Annotated in this window: 20 protein-coding genes; 15 read left to right on the top strand and 5 right to left on the bottom strand. The window is 63.2% G+C overall.

Annotated elements, in window-relative coordinates; genetic code table 11:
* Positions 1-84: 84 nt before the first annotated feature.
* A complete protein-coding gene (locus ACLB0R_RS05605) occupies positions 85-1,251 on the top strand; it encodes a tyrosine-type recombinase/integrase (RefSeq protein WP_416642357.1) in 1,167 nt (388 codons plus the stop codon).
* Here ACLB0R_RS05605 and ACLB0R_RS05600 read toward each other — a convergent pair.
* Entirely contained in the window at positions 1,243-1,476 is a 234-nt protein-coding gene (locus ACLB0R_RS05600; RefSeq protein WP_416642356.1) for a helix-turn-helix domain-containing protein, read from the bottom strand. The two genes, ACLB0R_RS05605 and ACLB0R_RS05600, sit on opposite strands and share 9 nt — an antisense overlap.
* Before the next feature lie 307 nt (positions 1,477-1,783).
* Positions 1,784-2,086 (bottom strand): DUF1778 domain-containing protein, encoded by a 303-nt coding sequence (locus ACLB0R_RS05595; protein WP_416642355.1) that lies wholly within the window; start codon positions 2,084-2,086, stop codon positions 1,784-1,786.
* 916 nt (positions 2,087-3,002) lie between these two features.
* Here ACLB0R_RS05595 and ACLB0R_RS05590 point away from each other — a divergent pair.
* Complete coding sequence (locus tag ACLB0R_RS05590; RefSeq protein WP_416642354.1) at positions 3,003-3,431, top strand: DUF3883 domain-containing protein; 429 nt, start codon at positions 3,003-3,005, stop codon at positions 3,429-3,431.
* Between the two features lie 7 nt (positions 3,432-3,438).
* Positions 3,439-3,579 (top strand): hypothetical protein, encoded by a 141-nt coding sequence (locus ACLB0R_RS05585; protein ID WP_434953771.1) that lies wholly within the window; start codon positions 3,439-3,441, stop codon positions 3,577-3,579.
* A gap of 380 nt (positions 3,580-3,959) precedes the next feature.
* On the opposite strand, the gene ACLB0R_RS05580 is transcribed toward ACLB0R_RS05585, so the two are convergent.
* Complete coding sequence (locus ACLB0R_RS05580) at positions 3,960-4,370, bottom strand: GFA family protein (protein ID WP_416642353.1); 411 nt, start codon at positions 4,368-4,370, stop codon at positions 3,960-3,962.
* A 96-nt stretch (positions 4,371-4,466) separates the two neighbouring features.
* Positions 4,467-7,052 carry a TonB-dependent receptor gene (locus ACLB0R_RS05575; protein WP_416642352.1) on the bottom strand — a complete coding sequence of 862 codons (2,586 nt, stop codon included), beginning with the start codon at positions 7,050-7,052 and terminating at the stop codon, positions 4,467-4,469.
* Between the two features lie 153 nt (positions 7,053-7,205).
* Here ACLB0R_RS05575 and ACLB0R_RS05570 point away from each other — a divergent pair, with 153 nt between their 5' ends.
* The 10 genes from ACLB0R_RS05570 to ACLB0R_RS05525 all read left to right on the top strand — a co-directional run bounded on the left by ACLB0R_RS05570 (position 7,206) and on the right by ACLB0R_RS05525 (position 16,962).
* Entirely contained in the window at positions 7,206-8,153 is a 948-nt protein-coding gene (locus tag ACLB0R_RS05570) for an aldo/keto reductase (RefSeq protein ID WP_416642351.1), read from the top strand.
* Between the two features lie 71 nt (positions 8,154-8,224).
* Complete coding sequence (locus tag ACLB0R_RS05565) at positions 8,225-9,250, top strand: ABC transporter substrate-binding protein (protein WP_416642350.1); 1,026 nt, start codon at positions 8,225-8,227, stop codon at positions 9,248-9,250.
* Positions 9,247-10,110: an ABC transporter permease gene (locus tag ACLB0R_RS05560; RefSeq protein ID WP_416642349.1), complete on the top strand. Its 864-nt coding sequence runs from the start codon at positions 9,247-9,249 to the stop codon at positions 10,108-10,110. Before ACLB0R_RS05565 ends, ACLB0R_RS05560 begins: the two co-directional genes overlap by 4 nt.
* Entirely contained in the window at positions 10,107-10,901 is a 795-nt protein-coding gene (locus ACLB0R_RS05555) for an ABC transporter ATP-binding protein (protein ID WP_416642348.1), read from the top strand. Before ACLB0R_RS05560 ends, ACLB0R_RS05555 begins: the two co-directional genes overlap by 4 nt.
* Positions 10,898-11,752: a nitroreductase family protein gene (locus ACLB0R_RS05550; RefSeq protein WP_416642347.1), complete on the top strand. Its 855-nt coding sequence runs from the start codon at positions 10,898-10,900 to the stop codon at positions 11,750-11,752. The genes ACLB0R_RS05555 and ACLB0R_RS05550 overlap by 4 nt, the downstream gene beginning before the upstream one ends.
* A gap of 42 nt (positions 11,753-11,794) precedes the next feature.
* Positions 11,795-12,907, top strand: coding sequence for an LLM class flavin-dependent oxidoreductase (locus tag ACLB0R_RS05545; RefSeq protein ID WP_416642346.1), 1,113 nt, complete (start codon positions 11,795-11,797; stop codon positions 12,905-12,907).
* A 610-nt stretch (positions 12,908-13,517) separates the two neighbouring features.
* Positions 13,518-14,450 (top strand): TauD/TfdA dioxygenase family protein, encoded by a 933-nt coding sequence (locus tag ACLB0R_RS05540; protein ID WP_416642345.1) that lies wholly within the window; start codon positions 13,518-13,520, stop codon positions 14,448-14,450.
* Positions 14,447-15,421, top strand: coding sequence for an aliphatic sulfonate ABC transporter substrate-binding protein (locus tag ACLB0R_RS05535; protein WP_416642344.1), 975 nt, complete (start codon positions 14,447-14,449; stop codon positions 15,419-15,421). The genes ACLB0R_RS05540 and ACLB0R_RS05535 overlap by 4 nt, the downstream gene beginning before the upstream one ends.
* On the top strand, positions 15,418-16,194 hold the full coding sequence (locus ACLB0R_RS05530; protein WP_416642343.1) for an ABC transporter permease subunit: 777 nt from the start codon (positions 15,418-15,420) through the stop codon (positions 16,192-16,194). Before ACLB0R_RS05535 ends, ACLB0R_RS05530 begins: the two co-directional genes overlap by 4 nt.
* A 3-nt stretch (positions 16,195-16,197) precedes the next feature.
* Positions 16,198-16,962: an ABC transporter ATP-binding protein gene (locus ACLB0R_RS05525; protein WP_416642342.1), complete on the top strand. Its 765-nt coding sequence runs from the start codon at positions 16,198-16,200 to the stop codon at positions 16,960-16,962.
* Here ACLB0R_RS05525 and ssuD read toward each other — a convergent pair.
* On the bottom strand, positions 16,955-18,142 hold the full coding sequence (gene ssuD / locus ACLB0R_RS05520) for an FMNH2-dependent alkanesulfonate monooxygenase (RefSeq protein ID WP_416642341.1): 1,188 nt from the start codon (positions 18,140-18,142) through the stop codon (positions 16,955-16,957). The two genes, ACLB0R_RS05525 and ssuD, sit on opposite strands and share 8 nt — an antisense overlap.
* Before the next feature lie 282 nt (positions 18,143-18,424).
* On the opposite strand from ssuD, the gene ACLB0R_RS05515 reads away from it, so the two are divergent.
* Positions 18,425-19,645: a dicarboxylate/amino acid:cation symporter gene (locus ACLB0R_RS05515; RefSeq protein WP_416642340.1), complete on the top strand. Its 1,221-nt coding sequence runs from the start codon at positions 18,425-18,427 to the stop codon at positions 19,643-19,645.
* An 87-nt stretch (positions 19,646-19,732) separates the two neighbouring features.
* Positions 19,733-19,990 (top strand): hypothetical protein, encoded by a 258-nt coding sequence (locus ACLB0R_RS05510; RefSeq protein ID WP_416642339.1) that lies wholly within the window; start codon positions 19,733-19,735, stop codon positions 19,988-19,990.
* Positions 19,991-20,125: the final 135 nt, after the last annotated feature.

Here is a 20,125-nt window from a genome sequence, read left to right as displayed (position 1 = left end):
GCGTCCGCAGAAATCCACTCCAATCCGTCCGTTCCTACCAGCTCTGGTGGGAACGATTGTGGGTACTGGAAGGAGGATTCGAACATGGGACAGCTAACCGTCGCGCGCATCAAAGCGATCCGGGAGCCAGGCCGATATACTGACGGCGATGGTTTGATTCTGGTCGTGAAGCCGAGCGGCGCTCAAAGCTGGGTGCTTCGCGTTCGGATCGGTGGCGAACGTCGCGATATTGGCCTCGGCTCAACCAAAGTGCTCACGCTGGCGGAAGCGCGGACCAGGGCGTCCGATCTGCGTCGGGAGATTGCACGCGGTATCGATCCGGTTGCCGAGAAAAAGAAGGTTGTCGATGCCGTTCCGACTTTCCGCGAGGCCGCCGTGCGCGTCCACGAGGAACACAAGGCCAGCTGGAAGAACGGCAAGCATCAGGCGCAATGGATCACGACGCTCGAAACCTATGCCTATCCCTTTCTCGGCGACCGGCTGGTCAACACGATTGAAGGGCCGCAAATCCTGAAGGCATTACAGCCGATCTGGCTGAGCAAGCCTGAGACGGCTCGCCGCGTTCGACAGCGTATCGGCGCAGTGCTCGACTGGGCCTACGTCAACGGATATCGCGACAGCGAGGCCCCGTTGCGCTCGCTGTCGAAGGGCCTGCCGCGCCAGCCCAAGGATGACGGCCATTTCGCCGCCATGTCGTTTGCCGACGTCCCGGGGTTCCTGGCGAAATTGCGTGAACGCGTTTCGGTCGGTCGGGTGGCGCTCGAAGCGCTGATCCTCACCGCCGCGCGTTCTGGCGAGATACGCGGCGCGACCTGGAGCGAAATCGATCTCGAAGCGGCGCTGTGGTCGATCCCGGCGGAGCGGATGAAGATGGCGCGGCCTCATCACGTCCCGCTCGCCCCGCAAGCGATCGATGCGTTCGAGCGCGCCAAGGCATTCAGCGCTCCGTGTACCGATCTCGTCTTTCCGGGCATAAAGCTGAAAAAGCCGATGTCGGACATGACGCTTCTCAAGATTTTGCGCGACATGGACGCGGGCGTTACCGTCCACGGTTTTCGCTCGGCGTTCCGCGATTGGGTTGCGGAAGAAACCACCTATCCCGGCGAGGTTGCGGAAGCGGCGCTCGCCCATGCCAACTCAAACAAGGTCGAAGCGGCTTATCGCCGGACGGATTTTCTCGACAAGCGTCGATCGCTGATGTGCGAATGGGCCGATTTCTGCACGAGCAAAGTCGAACCGTCCTCAAGCTGATCCATTCTCGATCAGCTTGCGCAGGCTGGCCATGGTCACCAGCGTTGCGGTGCCAATCTTGACGGTCTGCAGCTGGCCAGCCTTGATCAGCTCATAGAGTTTCGATCGCCCGATACCGGTCAGCCGGATCGCGACCGGTATCCGCACGGTGAGCGGCTCCAGCGGCAGCGCATATTGCGCTGGCTGATCGCCGGGTCCGATCGACTGGGGCTTGGCGCGGTGCATGGCGGAAGCATCATGCAGCCATTATCTGCATATCAAGCCCTTGGTCACGCTGGTCGCGCTGTAGCGAGCAATCACCTGAAATCGGCGACGTCATTAAATTCCCACCAGGCTGCGAGTTAGGATGCCGCAACGCGTTCGACAACCCGCATCGGCAATACAAGGCGCTCCGACTCCGGCAGTCGAACATCTTGGCCAGCTGGGTCCGGAGATATCGATCAACGGCCTCGATGCCGCACGAAAATGCGGCTCAGTCGCAGCCTCCATTTAGGAAAAGGACGACCCGGTCAGTGTCAGGTCCGGCCATCGATCACGCGCCGACGCGACGGCTATGCTCCGCAAATGCGCGCGCGAGCCGCTTGCCGGGTTCGGGCGGATTGATCATCGCCTCGAAGAAGGCAGCCCGGTCGCGATCCGACAGGTTTAGCGTCTCATGCTCTGCGATGGTCCGCCGCGCGGCCTCGACAATGGCCGTAAGGCAATAGTCGCTGACCTTGCGCCTTTCGAGCTGCGCGGCGCGCTTGATCAACCCCTTGGTCTGTTCGTCGAGCCGAAATTCAAGACGGTGCGCACGGACGATACGTTCACTGCGGGCTGATATTTTGCTGGCCATCGGATTCTCCATCGTGGCGAAAATGTAAGTCAAAACGACGGACACATCGAGCGCATGCTGCCCAGAAGGCCCGATAGTGCCGTAAAGAGCGCTGAAATTACTGGAGAATCTGCTTCGCGCGGCACGCGCGCCGACCGGACGGCACGGCGAAAACCAAGCCCAGTCAAGGGTTTGGGAGGCGCCAGTGCCATCGCTTTCATCTTGCCCTCCTAAATCTCTCCTTCTTCCCCTTCCCGGCCAACTTCCTCTTTCATTTCCGATGGCACGCCAGGACAGCAGGGCACGCGATATACTACGACGGGGCAGCTTATTGCCTTTCGTGACACTCAGCTTTGCTAGGAAGAGCGCATCCCGTTACTACTCGCAAGGTCCAGGAGGCGCTTTTTGGCTGATCTTGAGCTCTTGTTTTCGGCGAGCGGCGGAGATGATTTCCTGTGGCGCTCGCAGGGGTATGTTGCGACGGTGCATGGTGGCAAGCTGATGAACAAGCTGTTCTGAACGACGTGGCCGCACGCGATGCCTGGACCGATGTCGAGAATGACGCGATCGTCGCGGACTATTTTGCGATGCTCGACGAGGATGTGGCGGGCAGGCCTTATAACAAGAGCGAGCGACGACGCGCGCTGGCTGCGCTGATTGGGCGCGGCGAAGGTTCGATCGAGTATAAGCACCAGAATATCAGCGCGGTGTTGAAGGGACTCGGCGAGACCTGGATCGACGGATACAAGCCCGCGTTCAATTTTCAGGCATCGTTGATGGATGCCATCGCGCGTTGGCTGGCGCGACGACCTGAATGGTACGCGCGAGCGGCACGGGTCGATGAGGCATCGACCTCCCGCGTACGCACGATCACCTGCTTTGGATCGGCCCCCCGCCGACGGTCAGCAATGCGCCGCCACCCGACGAACTCGAACAAATGCTGGCGGTTGCCCGACGTTTCGACGTCGCTGCCCGCGACGCCCGCAATCGCGCGCTTGGCAAAGCGGGCGAGCGCTGTGTGTTCGATCACGAACGCGCCACGCTCGCGGCGGCGAACCGGCACGATCTCGTGGAGAAGGTGCGATGGGTGGCCGATCTCGACGGCGACGGGGCAGGTTATGATATCCTGAGCTTCGAGCCCGACGGGCGCGAACGCCTGCTCGAAGTAAAAACCACGAACGGCTGGGAGCGGACGCCTTTCCACATCACGCGCAACGAACTCGCGGTGGCGGACGCGCGCCGGGAAACGTGGCAGCTGATCCGCCTACATTCTTTCGCCCGGCAACCCCGCGCCTTCGCCATCTGCCCGCCGCTCGACGCCCATGTGACGCTGACTCCGACCAGCTTCGTGGCGGGGTTTTCTTGACGGGCGAGTGCCGACGCGCAGCCGGGAGCTGCATCGCGTGATTCACGGCTGCTTGAACGCATTCACGCCCGGTGATTGGGTCGGGCGCTATCAGCGGCCGGAAATGGACCGCCAGTTGCCTGACCGGTTCTGGGATCTCGCCTGCTGAAGCAGACATGTGCTGGAATAGCATACAGCGCGCGCTAATCGCGTTCATTGTCTTCCTGTTCGCGTCGGCGCTGTTCGGGATTGCAGGCGACACCGCAATGCTCAGCAGCAGGCATGTCCCCGGCCGGGATGCCGTAAGCCGCACGAGCGCCAAGCTGTCCGATGTGCCGCCGCTCGCCGATACGCCACGCGCCTATGACCCGTATAAGAAGCTGCCTAGCCTATTGAGGAGCTAAGCCGAGACTGACGTGCGCACGTGTGCGATGCAGAGCTGTCGGCGACGGCTGCCAAGCCCAAGACTGTATTGATCGAGGGCACATAGCTGAGACCCGTCAAATCAGGTAAAAGCCCACGGTTTCAGAGGACTTTTGATTGACCGAGTTAGAGAGCTTGTTTGTCAAATTGCGGAAGATCGTCGGCGATGTGATCCCAGTTTGCTTTCGATCCTACCCAGACATGGGCCGTGATATTGGCATTCGCATCGGCTGAAAGGCTGCCCAAGCGTATCCGGATATGGTCAGTATCCCAGTCAACCTTTGAGAAAACCGGCGCTCCACAAACCGAACAGAAGTGCTTGTGAGCGCCGGGCGATGACTCAAAGGACGTAATCGCGCTAAGCTGCTGGACCACGCGAAAACGGTCCAAAGGCACTTTAGCGTGGGCGGAATAGGCGCTGCCATTCGCCCAGCGACAGAGTTGACAATGACATAGACGGACATCGCCGATTGGGCGGTCGATCTCAAACTGGAACGCGCCGCATAAACAGCGTCCCGAGGTGACGTCCTTATCCATCCAAGCAGTTTAGCATTGTCGGTGGTAAGTTCCATGCCAAGGTCGGCTTGTGTGGCAGCGGACGGCCCGCGGGACGCACCGTCTCAAGTGAAGACATCAGAGTTTTACCCGGAAGGTCACACCATAACGCGCCGGCTGGTTATAATTGACCGTGCGCCCGAGATAGGCCGTGACCCCCGCTCCGGAGGGTGCGGCGAGCAGCGCTTGCGAGATGAGGTTGCGCTGGTCGGTCGCGTTATACGCATAGGCTGACAAATCATATTTGCCGTCGGCAAACCGGACCCCGGCGCGCAAGTCCAGGTTAAACTGGCCGGGCACCTGGGTGTAGATCGATTGCGTCACGCCCGTGCTGTAGTCGCTGGTGTAGGAATATTGTGCGTAGCTGTAGAATTCGGTGTGCGCGCTAATCTTGTGATCAAATGACGGCGTCACCGAAAGCGCCCATTGGGGTGAATACGGCGCGCGCTGGCCGGTCGCATTGACGTTCGCGATACCATTGTAACTGAGTTCCGCCGGCGCCGGCAGCGACGGCGCCCGGGTGTAGACCCCGTCATTATAGTTGCCGTCGAAGCTCAGTCGGATTCCGCCGCCTAGATTGCCGGCCAAACTCCATTCGAACCCTTGCGCGCGAATATCACCGACATTGGTCGCGCCGCGTTGGGAAGTGCCGTCGGGCAGGATGTAGGCGATCGAGGTTTGGAAGCCGTAGAGCGTCTCGCGATAGGCAGCGACGCTGAATGTCAGCCGCCGATCGAACAACGCACCCTTCACGCCGACTTCGATATTTTTGGTCGTGGTCGGTTGGATCGCCGGCGCGGCGGGACTCAATGAGCGGTTGTTGAGGTCGAGCCCACCCGCCTGGAAGCCGGTCGCATAAGTGAAATAGGTGTTGATATCGGGCGTGATTTTGTATGTCAGGCTTGCCGTCCACGACACATTGTCGTTCGAGGTCCGCAGATTCAGCGGATAGCCCGAAGCTGTGACCGTCGTCGGATAGCCCGGCACCGCATAAGTCAGGCCGGTATTGCGCTGGACCGCATCGATCGCGTTGTAAAAGGCGTTGAGCTGCGCGTTGGTCACCCCGGTCGGCAGCGAGGTCGGCAGCAGGCTGGTATCGACCGAGCTTGTACCATTCTTGCGGTCGTAAGTGTAGCGCAGGCCGCCGGTCAGCGCGAGGCTCCGGGTGAGGTGCCATGTCGCTTGACCGTAAACCGCCGCATTGCGGTTCTCGACGAGGGTGTTCTCGATGATCTCTGCGCCAGTCAGCTGCGACCGGAAGGAAATCGGAATGGGCGTGAAGGCAGTGCCGGCGACCGTGTTATAGGCATTGTACCAGGGGATGGCGTCGGCGCCGAACTGATGGACGATATAATGGTCCCTCAATCGCGAATAATAGAGGAAAGCGCCCGCCTGCCAATCGATCGGCCCTTTGTTATCAGAGGCGAGGCGAAACTCCTGACTGAACTGGTCGCTGCGGCTGATCGCCTCATTCTGGTAAATGTCGATCGGCGTGTTGTCGCTGTCCTGCGGCGGATTGAACGTCCAGTAGCGCCACGCGCTGATCGACGTCAGCGTCGCCCAGGGGAATTTATAGTCCGCGGTCAGCGAAACGCCGCCATTCTCGGTGTGGATATGGTTGTAATTGTTGATGATCGACGCGCGCGGATTGACCGTGGGCACCCAATTCTGGACGCCGCCGAAATTGGTGAGCTGTGCCAGCGCGGTGCGCGCGTTGGTCACGCGCGTCTGCTGCGCTGCGGTCGTGTTGATCCCCCAGTTGCCGGGGCCGAACAGCTCGATGATCCCGCCGCCCGAGCTGTATCCAGCCGAACTATCGGCCTCGACATTCAGATCGCCGGACAGATTGATCTTGAGATTGCCGGCGTCGAGCAGGAATTGCTGGCGAAAGCCGAAACGACCGGTTCCGGCCGTCTTGTCGTCGCTGGTCGCGGTGGGCGCATAAATCCCTTGCGCGAGTGCCGCGCTCCGAAAGGTCGGTCGGAAGGGCGTTTGAATCCAGCCATCGGCACGCGTGCCATAGATGGCCGTGCGAAAGGCAATATTGTCGGTAATCGGCCCCGTCAGGATGATCTTGCCCTGGGCGAAATTATACCGGCCATAAGAGAGTTCGACGCTTTCGCCGCGCGTGAAGCTGGGCTTGTTGAACGTGATATTGAGCGCGCCGGCCGCCGCATTGCGGCCAAATAACGTTCCTTGCGGGCCGCGCAGCACTTCAAAACTTTGCACATCGACCAGGTCTTGCAGAACCTGCCCCGGACGCGCCTGATAGACGCCATCGAAATAGACGCCGATCGCGTTGTCGAGCCCGTCGGCGGCGGTCGGCGCATAGCCGACGCCGCGGATCGTCACCGAAAAGTTGCGCGGATTGCCGCCGGTTGAATTCAGGCCCGGCGTCAGGTTGATCAGATTTTGCAGATCGATGATGCCCTTGCGCTCGAGTGTCTCGCCGCTGACCGCCTGCACCGAGATCGGCACATCGCGAATATTCTCGGCGCGGCGGCGCGCGGTGACCAGGATGTCGCCCGTATCCTGGGTATCAGCAGGCGCGGCGGTATCGGCAGGTGCTGCGTCCTCTCGCCCTGCTTGCGCGTGGGCCAAGGTCGGGAAGGCAAGGCCTGAAGCGGTTGCCAGCAAGGCTTGTGCAATCATCGCTTTTTTCATGACGTCGCCCCCAAATCTAATTCCCATTAATCCGATAGGGGTTTTGTCGAGGCAATTCCTACTGACCAACTAGGAAATATGCGCTCGGTGAAAGTTTTCCTGAATCGCCATCGCGTTGGCGCCGGTTGAGATTGATCATCGATGGAGGCGTAAATGCCGAAAATTGAAACGTTCGATGTCAGCCGGCAGGGTTTTGGCGCCATGGGCTTATCCCATGTCTATGGGCAGGCGGATGAAACCGAGTCGATCCGCACCCTTCATCGCGCGATCGATCTGGGGATCACGTTCTTCGATACCGCTACGGCTTATGGCAGCGGGCATAATGAGGAATTGCTGGGCCGGGCCATCGCCGGGCGGCGCGACCGCCTCGTCATCGCCAGCAAATTCACGCACCGCCAGAGCAACGGCGAGCGTGTATCGCCCCGCGACGCCGTCGAGGCCAGTCTCAAGCGTCTGAACGTCGAGCGGATCGACCTCTATTATCTCCACCGCGTCGACCCGGAGATACCGATCGAGGAGTCGGTGGGCGCGCTCGGCCGATTGCGCGAGGAAGGCAAGATCGGCGGCGTCGGCGTGTCAGAATCGAGCGCTGCCCAATTGCGGTCAGCTCATGCGGTTTCCCCGTTGACCGCACTGCAGAGCGAATATTCCTTGTGGACGCGCGACGTGGAGGTGGAAATCCTGCCGACCGTGCGCGAACTCGGCATCGGCTTCGTCGCCTACAGCCCGCTGGGGCGCGGCTTTCTTGCTGGCGCCGGGCCGGTCGAGGACAATGACCGCCGCCGTATCCATCCGCGGTTCGAGGCCGACGCGGTTGCCGCCAACAGTCGCCGCCGCCGCACGATCGAGGAGGTGGCTGCGCGATTGGGAGCGACACCGGCGCAGGTCAGCTTGGCCTGGGTGTTGTCGAAGCAGGTCGTGCCCATCCCCGGCACGCGCCACATCCGCCATCTGGAGGATAATTGGGCTGCCGGCGATCTCCATCTCGACGAGGGCACAATCGCGGAACTCGAGGCCGCCTTCCCGCGCGGCGCCACGGTCGGCGATCGCTATCCGGCCGAGCAGATGAAATCGGTCCCGCCCGAGCCCGTCTACAGCTGATGCCAGCCGCGGCGTCACGGTGGCCGAAAGGGTCGTCGGCGCTGGCGGCATTCGTCGCGGTTTCGGTTGGTTTGCTGATCCTCTTTGCGCCCGCCTGGCATGCGGCTGGAGCAAGATCCAATGCCGCGCTTGCCGCGCCGCTTCCCGATCAGGTTCCGCCCGGCGTCGTGCTCCGCGTGGGGGAGCCGGTTGCTCGCTGGGTGTTCCAGCATAATGGCTGGGACAAGCAACTGCCCTTCCGCATCGAATGGGCGGAGATTACCGGTGGCCCTGAGGTAACCGAAGCATTTCATGCCGGCGCGCTTGACGTCGGCGCCGGCGCAAGCATGCCGCCCATCCATGCGGTGTGGACCGGAATACCGGTGCGCATTATCGCGTTTCGCGAATATGCGGATAGGGCGAGGCGTAACGCCTATGTCTTTGGCATCGCGCCCAACGCCAACATCCGCACGCTGGCGGACCTGCGCGGCAAGCGGATCGCCTTCAGCCCGAGCCAAGTGCAGGCGCAAATCGTGCTGGAAACGCTGAAAGCGGTTGGCATACCGCGCTCGGCGGTGACGCTGGTCGAGCTGCCGTCAAGCATCGGCGGCGACGTCTATGCCAATGCGCTGGCTTCTGGGGCGATCGACGCCGCGCCGATCCGTGCCGATCTCGTCGCGCAGCGCTACATTCGCGATTACGGACCGGACGGCGCTCACCTCCTCAAGCATCCGCCGTTCCGCGACGACGGCGCGAGCCTTTATGTTCCTGAAACGGTACTGGCCAATCCCGGCAAAGCGGCGGCGCTGCGCCTGTTCACGCAATATTGGGGCCGCGCCCAAGCATGGATCAACACCCATCCCGAAGAGCTCGCGCAGGGGTATTTCGTCGGCAAGCGCGGGCTGCCCCTCGCTGACGCTCGCTTGATGGCGGCGTACACCGCCAACCTCTCCGTTCCGCGCCGCTGGGACGAGGCGATCGCTTATGAACAATCGGCGATCGACACGCTCGCTCCCGAAACCCGGCATCCCCGCTTCAATGCCGCGACCTTGTTCGACCGTCGTTTCGAAGGACTCGCTGCCGATGGTGCGGCGCTCATACCAGGAAACCCATCATGAACGCCTATTCGGATCAGCTTCACTGGGCAGCGGTAGAGACGCAGAGGTCGGCGGCGGAGCGGCCAAGCCGCGTGGCTTCACCGAAAGTGCGCCTGAGCCCCCAAGCGCCAGCACGATACGGCACACTGCTCGGCCCCGGGCTTCTACTCCTCTATTGGTCGGTGCTTTCGGTAACGGGCTGGCTTGACCCGCGGATTCTGCCGCCACCCTGGACGGCAATCACAACCGGGCTGGACCTTATCCGCGAGGGACGGCTCCAGGAAAATCTGCTGATCTCCGCCTGGCGCGCGATGGCGGGACTGGCTTTTGGCGTAGTTGTGGGCGTTGCACTTGCGTTGCTGTCGGGCCTGTCGCTGCTTGGCGGCTATGTGATCGACGGTCTGGTTCAGCTCAAGCGCGGTATCCCCATCCTGGCGCTCATTCCCTTCATGATCCTGTGGCTGGGGATTGGCGAGACGATGAAGGTCTCAATGATCGCCGTCGCTGTCTTCTTTCCCGTTTATATCAACACCCACAATGCCTTGCAGGCAATCGATCTGGGCTATGTCGAACTCGCCGAAACCTTGGGCCTAAGCCGTTGGCAGTTCCTGCGCTCGGTCATCGTGCCCGGATCGCTTCCCGGGTTTCTCGTCGGCCTGCGCTTCGGTGTAACGTCAGCTTGGCTGGCACTGGTGGTGGTGGAACAGCTCAACGCGACGAGCGGGATTGGCTATATGGTCACGCTCGCCCGCAGTTATGCGCAGACCGATGTCATGCTGGTCGGGCTGGTGGTCTATGCGCTGCTCGGCTTCGGGTCGGATGCGCTGGTCCGCCAACTCGAGCGACATCTGCTGCGCTGGCGCCGGACGATCGGCCGATGAACGCGGCCATCGACCATCCAGCTGTGCAGGTGCGCGGGCTGGTCCGCAAGTTTGCGCGCAAGGGCGTGCTGAACGGGATCGATCTTGACATTGCGCCGGGCGAGTTCGTCGCGCTGCTCGGGCGGAGCGGATCGGGCAAAAGCACGCTCCTGCGCGCGCTTGCCGAGATCGACCACGAAGCCATCGGCAGCGGCGAGATTCGCCTGCCGGCGCGCTTGTCGGTAATCTTCCAGGATGCGCGGCTGCTGCCATGGCTGCGGGTGCTCGACAACGTCCTGCTCGGCATAGAGGGGCGGGGGCGGCAGCGCGGGCGCGATGCGCTGGCCGAGGTCGGCCTCTCGGGCCGGGAACGCGCCTGGCCGCATGAGTTGTCCGGCGGCGAGCAGCAGCGCGTCGCGCTTGCGCGGGCGCTGGTCCGTGAACCCGAACTGCTGCTGGCAGACGAGCCATTCGGTGCGCTGGATGCGCTGACCCGCATCCAGATGCACAGTTTGCTCAGGCGCTTGTTCGATGTCCATGACCCTGCGGTGCTGTTCGTCACGCACGACATCGACGAGGCGATCGTGCTCGCTGACCGCATTCTGATGCTCGATGACGGTCGCATCGTTAGCGACATTGCGGTCGACCTGCCGCCAGGTGGGATTGAGCGCCGCGAGCGGATCGCGGCCCTGCGCGCGCAACTGCATCGCTTGCTTGGCGTCGACGAGGCGCCCGCGGATTATCACGAGGACCGGCATCCCCTGGTTACCGGGCAATGGACGTCCTCTGTCGAAACAGGTGAAGCCGCATGAGTGAAATCGCCCTGGTCGAAGCGCCGAGCGAGCCGGCAAGTCGCCTCGGTGGCCGTCTGTTCGATCGCTACCGCGAAGGACTCGACTTGCCGATCCGGTGGAGCGAGACGCTCGACACGCTCCTCGCGCATCGCTCGGTCCGCGTTTATGCCGACGAGGCTTTGCCCGATGGTGTGATCGAGCTCGCGGTGGCAGCGGCGCAATCGGCTGCAAGCTCTTCGAACCTCCAGCCGTGGAGCGTCGTCGCGGTCGAAGACCCGGCGCGCAAGGCGCGGCTCGCAGCACTTGCGGGGAACCAGAAGCAGATTGTTCAGGCGCCCCTGCTGCTGTTATGGGTCCTCGATCATCACCGCCTTGCCAATGTCGGCGAGCGGCTGGCCACGCCGGCCGAAGCGCTACATTATCTCGAAAGCTTCCTGCTCGGCGCGGTCGACACCTCGCTCGCCGCGCAGAATGCGGTAGTGGCGCTGGAGGCGATCGGGCTCGGCACCTGCTATATCGGTGGCATCCGCAACAAACCCGCCGAGGTCGCAGCCGAGATCGGCCTGCCGCCGCAAGCCTTTGCGCTGTTCGGGCTGACCGTGGGCGTGCCTGATCCTGCCGCGCCGGCCTCGGTCAAACCGCGTCTGCCACAGGCGGCTGTCTTGTTTCACGAGAGCTATGGCGAGGCCGCGGCGCCCGCCGTGCTCGCCGATTATGATCGCCGCCTGCGCAGCTTCCAGGCCGAGCAACAGATGGTCGAGCGTGACTGGACCGAGCAGGCCTCGCAGCGCGTGCGCGGCCCCGAAGCGATCGCCGGGCGCCACGTGCTGCGCGAGGTGCTTCACAAGCTCGGGTTTCAGCTCCGGTAGCGCGCCCCGGTCGCGGTCCTACCACATCATCAAGGAACGCCAATGTCTCACCCATCGGAATTTTTGTGGTACATCCCCAATCAGGTTGAGGGTGGCCATCGCGGCGACACCACACCAGCCAATGCGTGGAACCTCGATACGCTCACCAGACATGCGCTGGCCCTCGAGCAGCATGGCTGGGGTGGCGCCTTGATCGGCACGGGCTGGGGGCGGCCCGATACCTTTACCGTGGCGGCGGCGTTGACCGCGCGAACCACGACATTCGAGCCGCTCGTCGCGATCCGTCCCGGCTATTGGCGGCCGGCCAATTTCGCCTCGGCGGCTGCCACGCTCGACGAATTGTCCGGCGGTCGCGTCCGGATCAATATCGTCTCGGGCCAGGATAACCTTGCCGCCTATGGCGACAGTGAGGGCGATCAGGCGCATCGTTACGCGCGTACCAAGGAGTTCATGCGGCTCGTCCGGCGGCTATGGACCGAAGAGGCGGTGAGCTTTGAGGGCGCCCATTTCCAGGTGGCGGGGTCGACCGTCGTTCCGCGTATCACGCCGCACGGCGACCGGCGCCACCCGCGCCTCTATTTCGGGGGCGCCTCGGAGGCGGCGGAGCGCGTCGCGGCGACCGAGGCCGACATCCAGCTCTTCTGGGGCGAACCCCTCGAAGGCGTCGGCGAGCGGATCGCCCGACTGAAGCGCCTGGCCCGCGACCTCGACCGCGATCTGCCGCCGCTCGAGTTTGGGCTGCGCATCACCACGCTTGTCCGCGATACAACCGAGCAAGCCTGGGCTGACGCCGAAGCCAAGGTCGACGACATGGCGCGCAAACACGGCCAGGCCGACCAGCATCGCCGCTCACCGGCAGTCGGGCAGCAGCGCCTGCTCGATCTCTACCAGCGCGGCGACGTGCTCGATGACAATCTCTATACCGCACCGGGGCGCTATGGCGGGGGCGGCGCTGGGACGACATGGCTGGTCGGATCAGCGGCCGACGTCGCCCGATCGCTGCGCAACTATCGCGATCTTGGCGTGACCCACTTTGTTCTTTCCGACACGCCCTATCTGGCCGAGATCAGCCGACAGGGGGACCAACTGCTACCACTGCTGCGCGGTGGATCCTCTCTTGTGGCACCTCGGGAACACTCCCAAGAATTGACGTGAACTCTGCCGATATTGAGCGGCTTTCAATATCAAAGAACGTCACAACCTGGGCCGGAAGCGGAATAGCGGTTCCCGGCGCGAAATTTGTGAAAGCCGCCGCGCGCTAATCGAACGCGTCAACGTCGATCAACACTCCGGATGCCGCTTGGTGCCGCACTGGCGATTGGTGTCACCTGGCATGAAAGGAGGCGTTCATTGCCGCGATCCGGCGGGGATCCTGACTAACGCTGCTGGCGCTGAGACCTTGCGCCGAACGAAAATCTGCAATCAGCCCTAATTAACAGACTGATAAGCTGTGGTATTTCGTCGCGATAGTTTTTCCTCTCCACGGGCAAGCCTAAATCTCTTCCCTCCCTTAGTTCATACTAAAATGGTAGGATTAAAAGAGGCGGAGTTTCCGAGATGAATTTGATTGCACTTGTACGCGGCGAGAGTCTGCGCGGTATTTTGGCGGTCCTGCCCCCTCACGCGGCGGACGTTGAGACAGCCGCCGCCAAAGCGACGTCGGCGGTTGCTGCCCACGATCCACCGGCGGGACGCTGCGCGACTATCTTGGCTTAGCCATTCCGACCCTGGCAGATCCGCCAGCGCCTGTAAGTGGAGGCCTTACATGATGATCGAGCGAGCCTATTCCAACCATCCCGATCCGCTGATCCCGCTCGACATTGCCCCGGTCGGTGGCCGTATTGGCGCGGAAGTTCGGTCATTGAAACTGTCAGCCGATCTCGCCCCCGCGACGCTCGCGGCGGTGCGCGCAGCACTTGTCCGCCACAAGGTTCTGTTTCTCCGGGGGCAGCATCATCTCGACGATGACGCGCAGGAAGCGTTCGGTCGCGCCTTCGGTGAGCCGTTCGAGCACCCGACTGTGCCATCGCGCGGCAATTTCCTTTTCGAGTTGGATTCACGTCGCGGTGCGCGTGCCAATCACTGGCACACCGACATCACCTTCGTCCCGGCTTATCCGTTCGCGTCGATCCTGCGCGCCGTGACCATCCCGCCGGCAGGCGGCGACACGGTCTGGGCCAATACGGTCGCGGCCTATAATGACCTGCCGGAGGCGCTGCGTGCATTCGCCGACGGCCTGCGCGCGATCCATACCAACGCTTATGATTATGCTGCCCAGCGGCCCACCGCCACCGAGGAACAGCGGCGCCAGTTCAAGACGGTGTTCACGTCCACCGTCTACGAAACCGAACATCCAGTGGTCCGCGTGCACCCCGAGAGCGGCGAGCGAAGCTTGCTGCTGGGCGGCTTCGTCAAGCAGTTCGTGGGCTTGCCGGTCCTCGATTCGCGTGCGTTGTTCGAGCGGCTGCAAAGCTATGTCACCCGGCTGGAGAATACGGTGCGTTGGCGGTGGAGCGAGGGCGACGTGGCGATCTGGGACAATCGTGCGACGCAGCATTACGCGATCGACGATTATGGCAGCCAGCATCGCGTCGTCCGCCGCGTAACCTTGCTCGGCGAAGTCCCGGTCGGCGTCGATGGGTATGAGAGCCGGTTGCTCACCCCCGCGCCGGTGCCGCAACTGGAGGCGGCGGAATGATTACCCGCCGCCAATCGCTCGCGCTGATCGGCGGGGCCGCCACGACTGCCGCGCTGAGCGCGTGTGGCCAAAAATCCGCGGGCAAGGAAATCGTCTTTGCAACGCAGAAGAATGGCGTGCCGTTCCTGGCGCAGGCGCGCGGGGAATTTGCCAAGCGACTGGCGGCGCGCGGGGTCGGTCCCGTCAAATGGGTCGAATTTCCTTCGGGGCCGCCGCTGCTGGAAGCGGTGCGTGCCGGTGCGGTCGATATCGGCTTTGTCGGCGACACGCCGGTCGTCTACGCGCAAGTCGCGAAAACCGATTTCTATTATGTCGCCGCGCAATCCTATCCGGGGCTGATTGGCACGGGCATCCTCGTTCCGCCGGGATCGACGATCACCTCACTCGCCCAACTCAAGGGCAAGAAGATCGCCTATACTAAAGGATCGGCCGCCGAATTCGCGCTCGCGGTCGGCCTTGGGCAATCGGGCCTGAAGCTGCAGGATATCACCCCCGCCAACCTTGCGCCCGGCGATGCGCAGACCGCGCTCGCCAACGGGTCGGTCGATGCCTGGGTGATCTGGGATCCGTTCTACACGCTGGCGCAGGTGCGCGGCGGCGATCGACCCGTGCCGTTGCCGAGTTCCGACATCAAAACGGTTTCCTTTTACGTGGCGTCGGGCTCGTTCGTGCGCGATCGCGCTGATGTCCTGCGCGCAACGCTTGACGAACTGCGCGCCGAAGCGGCCTGGGGCAACGCCCATCGCCTTTATTATCGCGACGCGATCGCCAAGGCGACGCGGCTGCCGCCCCCAGTGCTGGACGGCATGCTCGCCCGGTACAAGGATTTTCTGTTCGCGGTCGATCCGATTACGCCGGCGGTCATCGCTAACCAGCAGCGCGTCGCCGACTATCTGTTCAATGCCCATATCATTCCGGCCAAGGTCGATGCCGCGAAAGCCGCCTGGACCGATTGGCATCCCAGGACATGACTCGGCCAGGCTGGCGCGACAATGTCATCGTATCAGCGATCGTGCCGATCCTGCTGATCGGCACCTGGCAAGTCGCGTCGAGCGCCGGGCTGCTGCCGTCGCAAATCCTGCCGGCGCCGACCGCCGTGCTGAAGGCGGGCGCCGAACTGACGGCGGATGGCGAACTGCCGCATCATCTGGCGGTCAGCACCGGCCGGGCGCTCACCGGGCTGGCAGCGGGCGGGATCATCAGCTTCGCGCTCGGCCTGTTGTGCGGCTTGTCGCCCTTTGCGCGGCGCCTGCTCGATCCGACGCTGCAGATGGTCAGGACCATTCCGCATCTGGCATTGCTGCCGCTTGTGATCTTGTGGTTCGGGATCGGCGAGCAGGCCAAGATTCTGCTCGTCGCCTGGGGTATCTTTTTTCCGATCTATCTCAACACCTATCATGGCGTCGTGTCGGTCGATCCCCAGTTGATCGAAATGGGCCGGATTTACGGCATGAACCGCTGGACGCTGTTCCGTAAGGTCATCTTTCCCGGCGCGCTCCCCTCGATCCTCGTTGGACTGCGGTTCGCGCTGGGCATTATGTGGCTGACGCTGATTGTCGCGGAGACGATCGCCGCCAGTTCGGGCATTGGTTACATGGCGACGCAGGCGCGCGAGTTCAGCCAGACCGACATCATCGTGCTCGCCATCTTCGTTTATGCGGCGCTGGGTAAACTGGCGGACACGCTGACCCGCGCGCTCGAGCGACGCCTGCTCCGCTGGAATCCCGTTTATGCGCGGGGCTGAGCGATGAACAATCCAGTTTTTCGCCTGGACGCCGACCGTGCCGCGCCCGTCAGTGCGCCGGTCTCGATCCGCGACTTGTCGGTCTCGTTCGGCGCGAACCTCGTCCTCGATCGACTGAGCCTCGACATCGCCCCTGGCGAATTCGTCGCGATCGTCGGCCGATCTGGTTGCGGCAAGAGCACGTTGCTGCGCGCCATTATGGGCCTTGTCCAGCCGACAGGCGGCACGATCGACGTCGATCGCGGCACGGCCCGCTTGGTCTTTCAAGAGCCCAGGCTGTTGCCTTGGCTCAGCGTCCGCGACAATGTCGCAATCGGGGCCTCGGACGCGCTGGCCCGGACCGTACTCGACGCGCTGATCGACGCTACGCTCGACGAGGTCGGGCTCGCCGACAAAGCGGGCGAATGGCCCGCCAATCTCTCCGGCGGGCAGCGCCAGCGCGTCGTGCTCGCCCGAGCATTGATCAGCCGACCCCGCCTGCTCGCGATGGACGAACCGCTGGGTGCCCTTGACGCGCTGACCCGGATCGAGATGCAAGCGCTGGTCGATACGGTTCGCCGGAACGAGGGATTTACCGCGCTGCTCGTAACGCATGACGTCGCCGAGGCGGTTGCGCTTGCGGATCGCGTCATTGTCCTGGAGGGCGGGCGGATCGCCGTCGATGTCGCCATTCCGGTCAAACGGCCGCGGCGCCACGGCGACGCCGCCTTGGCAGCGATCGAAGGCCAGATACTCGATCGTCTGCTCCGTCGCCAGCCCATCAGGTAACGCGCGCCGCCGATGGGATCGAGAAGCCGGCCTCGCTCGCCGTGGCGGGCGGCAGGAAGGGTCGTAGCGCCGGCAAGGCGCGAACATGGCGGTTAGGCAGATTGAGGTGCGGGAACAGCAGCTCGGCGACGCGATAAGCTTCTTCGAGGTGCGGATAGCCCGAGCCGATGATCGTATCGACACCGATATCGGCATAGTCCTGCAAGCGATCCGCCACCGTCGCCGGATCGCCGACCAGAGCCGTGCCGGCCCCGGTCCGCACCAGCCCGATCCCGGCCCATAAATTGGGGGCGATCTCTAGATCGGCACGGCTGCCCCGGTGGAGCGCTTGCATCCTTGCCTGGCCGACCGAATCCGATCCCTTGGTCAGATAGGTCTGGAACTGCGCGATCTGATCGTCAGTGACGTAGCGGATCAGGTCGTTGGCGGCATCCCACGCCTCGCCTTCGGTTTCGCGGATAATGAAATGGAGGCGCAGACCAAAGCGGATGGTGCGGCCACGCTTCGCTGCCCGTGCCCGGACGTCGTCGATCACGTCGCGCAGCTGCGATGGCGGCTCCCCCCAGGCGAGGTAAACGTCGACATGCTCCGCCGCGATTTCCCGCGCGCTGTCCGACGAGCCGCCGAACCACACCGGCGCATGCGGCGTCTGCACAAAGGGGTGAAGAAGTTGGCCGTCCTCGATCGAGAGATAGTGGCCGTGTCGCGTGACTTGCTCGCCGCGGGCGAGCGCGCGCCAGATATCGAGGAACTCGGCGGTCTGCTCGTAGCGCTGGTCATGGTCAAGGAAGATGCCGTCCTGAGCGAGCGCGCGCGGATTACCGCCAGTGACGACGTTGAGCAGCGCGCGTCCGTTCGACAGGCGATCGAGCGCCGCTGCCTGGCGAACAGCCTCGGCCGGCGCGGTCAGGCCCGGACGCAGCGCCACCAACAATCGCAGCTGATCGGTGAATGGGGCGATCGCTGCGGCTGTTATCCAGGCGTCGGCGCAGGCCGCACCCGTTGGCAATAGGACGCCATAGTAACCGAGACGATCCGCCGCGACCGCGATTTCTCGGAGATAAGCGGGGTCCGGCGCACGTTCGCCCGCCGGCCATGCCAGCCGACGATTGTCGCCCCCCGACGGAATGAACCAGAGAAAATCCAGGGGGCTTCGGCCGCTGACAGGTTCAGTCGCCACGATCGATCCCTCTCTTGCGCTCCATCGTTCAGAGACACTCTCAAAAAAATGGCCCGGCGCCAAGCCAGGCCAAGGCTGCGGAGAGCATTTGAGGTTTAATTCCTATCGACTCGATAGGAGTACAATTTCTGCTTTGACGCTGCCAAGCAACCCTTTGTTCCGGGGACCAAGGCGATGTGATTGGCGACCTCGGCCTTGGCATGCGCCCGCGCCGTTACCGTGGCGACAATTTGCGATGATGGCGCCGCGACTCACAAACGATGAAAAACTGGCGGGAACACGATGAAAATACCCAATGCAGCGCGAATCCTGATCGGCCTGATTGCAGGCTTGGCTGGGGGCTATCTGGCGGGCTCGCAGGCCGCTGCATTGCCGGCGTTGCAAACGATCGGCGGCCTTTGGCTTGATGCTCTACGCATGCCGATCGTTCCGCTCGTCTTTGCCTTGATCGTCACGGGTCTTGGCACAACGGCGAGCGGCGGGTCGACGCGGGTGGCGCGGCGCGCGATCGGCGCGTTCATCGTCTTCCTGTTTGCCTCTGCCGTGTTTGGTGTCGCGCTCGGCTGGGGGATGTTCAGCAGTTGGCAGGTCGCCGGCCTCGACGCGCTACGCATCGACGCGGGCAAAGTCCCCAGCTTGCCGCCCCTGCAGGACAGTTTGCGCGCGCTGGTCCCCGTCAATCCGATCGCCGCCGCGGCGCAGGGGGCGATCGTGCCTGTCGTCATCTTCGCGCTCCTGTTCGCGGTGGCGCTGCGCCGCATCGAGGCGCGCCATGCCGCCGCTATTGGTGAGTTCTTCCAGGGCGTCGCCGACGCCTTGCTCGTCATCATCGGATGGGTGCTGCTGGCGGCGCCGCTCGGGGTGTTCGCCCTCGCCTTCGACGTCGCGGCGCGCAGCGGCCTCGGCGTCGGTGCGCTGCTCGCCTGGTATGTCGCCGCGCGGGTGATCGCTGGCATTGTCCTGATGGCAGCGTTCGTTCTGCTCGTCGCGGTCGCCGCGCGAACACCGCTGCGCGCGTTCGCCCGGGCGGCGCTGCCCGCGCAATCGGTCGCGTTCAGTACGCAATCGTCGCTAGCCTCGCTGCCCGCGATGATCGAAGGAGCGCGCGCGCTCAATCTGCCCGACCGCCAGGTAGGGACGGTGCTTCCCCTTGCTGTCGCTCTGTTCCGGATCAACGCCCCGGCCGCCATCACGCTTGCGATTCTCGCGCTGGCCAAGCTGAATGGCGTGGAGCTGAGCCTGGCGCAGCTGGCGCTTGTCGTGCCGCTGTCCGTGCTCAACAATCTGGTGATCGCCGGCTTGCCCAATCAGATCAGCTTCTTCGCAGCCTATGCCCCCGTCGCTCTTGCGGTTGGCGTGCCCATCGAGCTGCTGCCGCTGTTTCTCGCAGTGGACACGATCCCCGACATGTTCGCGACGACCGCAAACGTAACTGCTGACCTCGCGGTCACGACGCTGTTGACCGAGCGAGGCGGTGACGACGAACCGGCCGACGACGCGTGAGCGCAGCTCTTGCGAGCGACCGATATCCGAGGGCGACCGTTCCCGCCCCCATTTGCAGTCATTCCCCGATTGATCGAAAAATAGTCCATGCGATGCTATTTTGTCTTCATTCACGGAAAATTGCGCTGGAATGTCGCCGCGCCTAATGATCCGGACTGCTATCAACCGAGCGGCTTCTACTGCCATCGTTATGTGCTGGCGTCCGACGAATACGGGGCCACGCGCAAGGCGTTTGAACGCGTGCGCGAGAACCTTGATCGACGCGGACGGTGGTTGAGCAGCGGCAATGCGGCCTTAGACTTGGAAGCCGACGAAGTCAGCGTCGCTCCGCTTCACACGGCCTAAGCCCGACAATCGCGGCCTTGCGTTTTACGAAGAAGATTGACGGCAGCTAACCAGCCGATAGCCGCCCTTGTCGGGCTGTCCGTGGCACAGCAGCTTTCAGGCAACGCGACGGCGAGGCGGAATGACTGGACTTGA

It is taken from the genome of Sphingomonas sp. GlSt437 (genome assembly GCF_048015635.2).
Lineage (GTDB): Bacteria > Pseudomonadota > Alphaproteobacteria > Sphingomonadales > Sphingomonadaceae > Sphingomonas.
The sequence above is the reverse complement of the archived record's forward strand: the minus strand, read 5'-3'. Positions and strand labels throughout refer to the sequence as shown.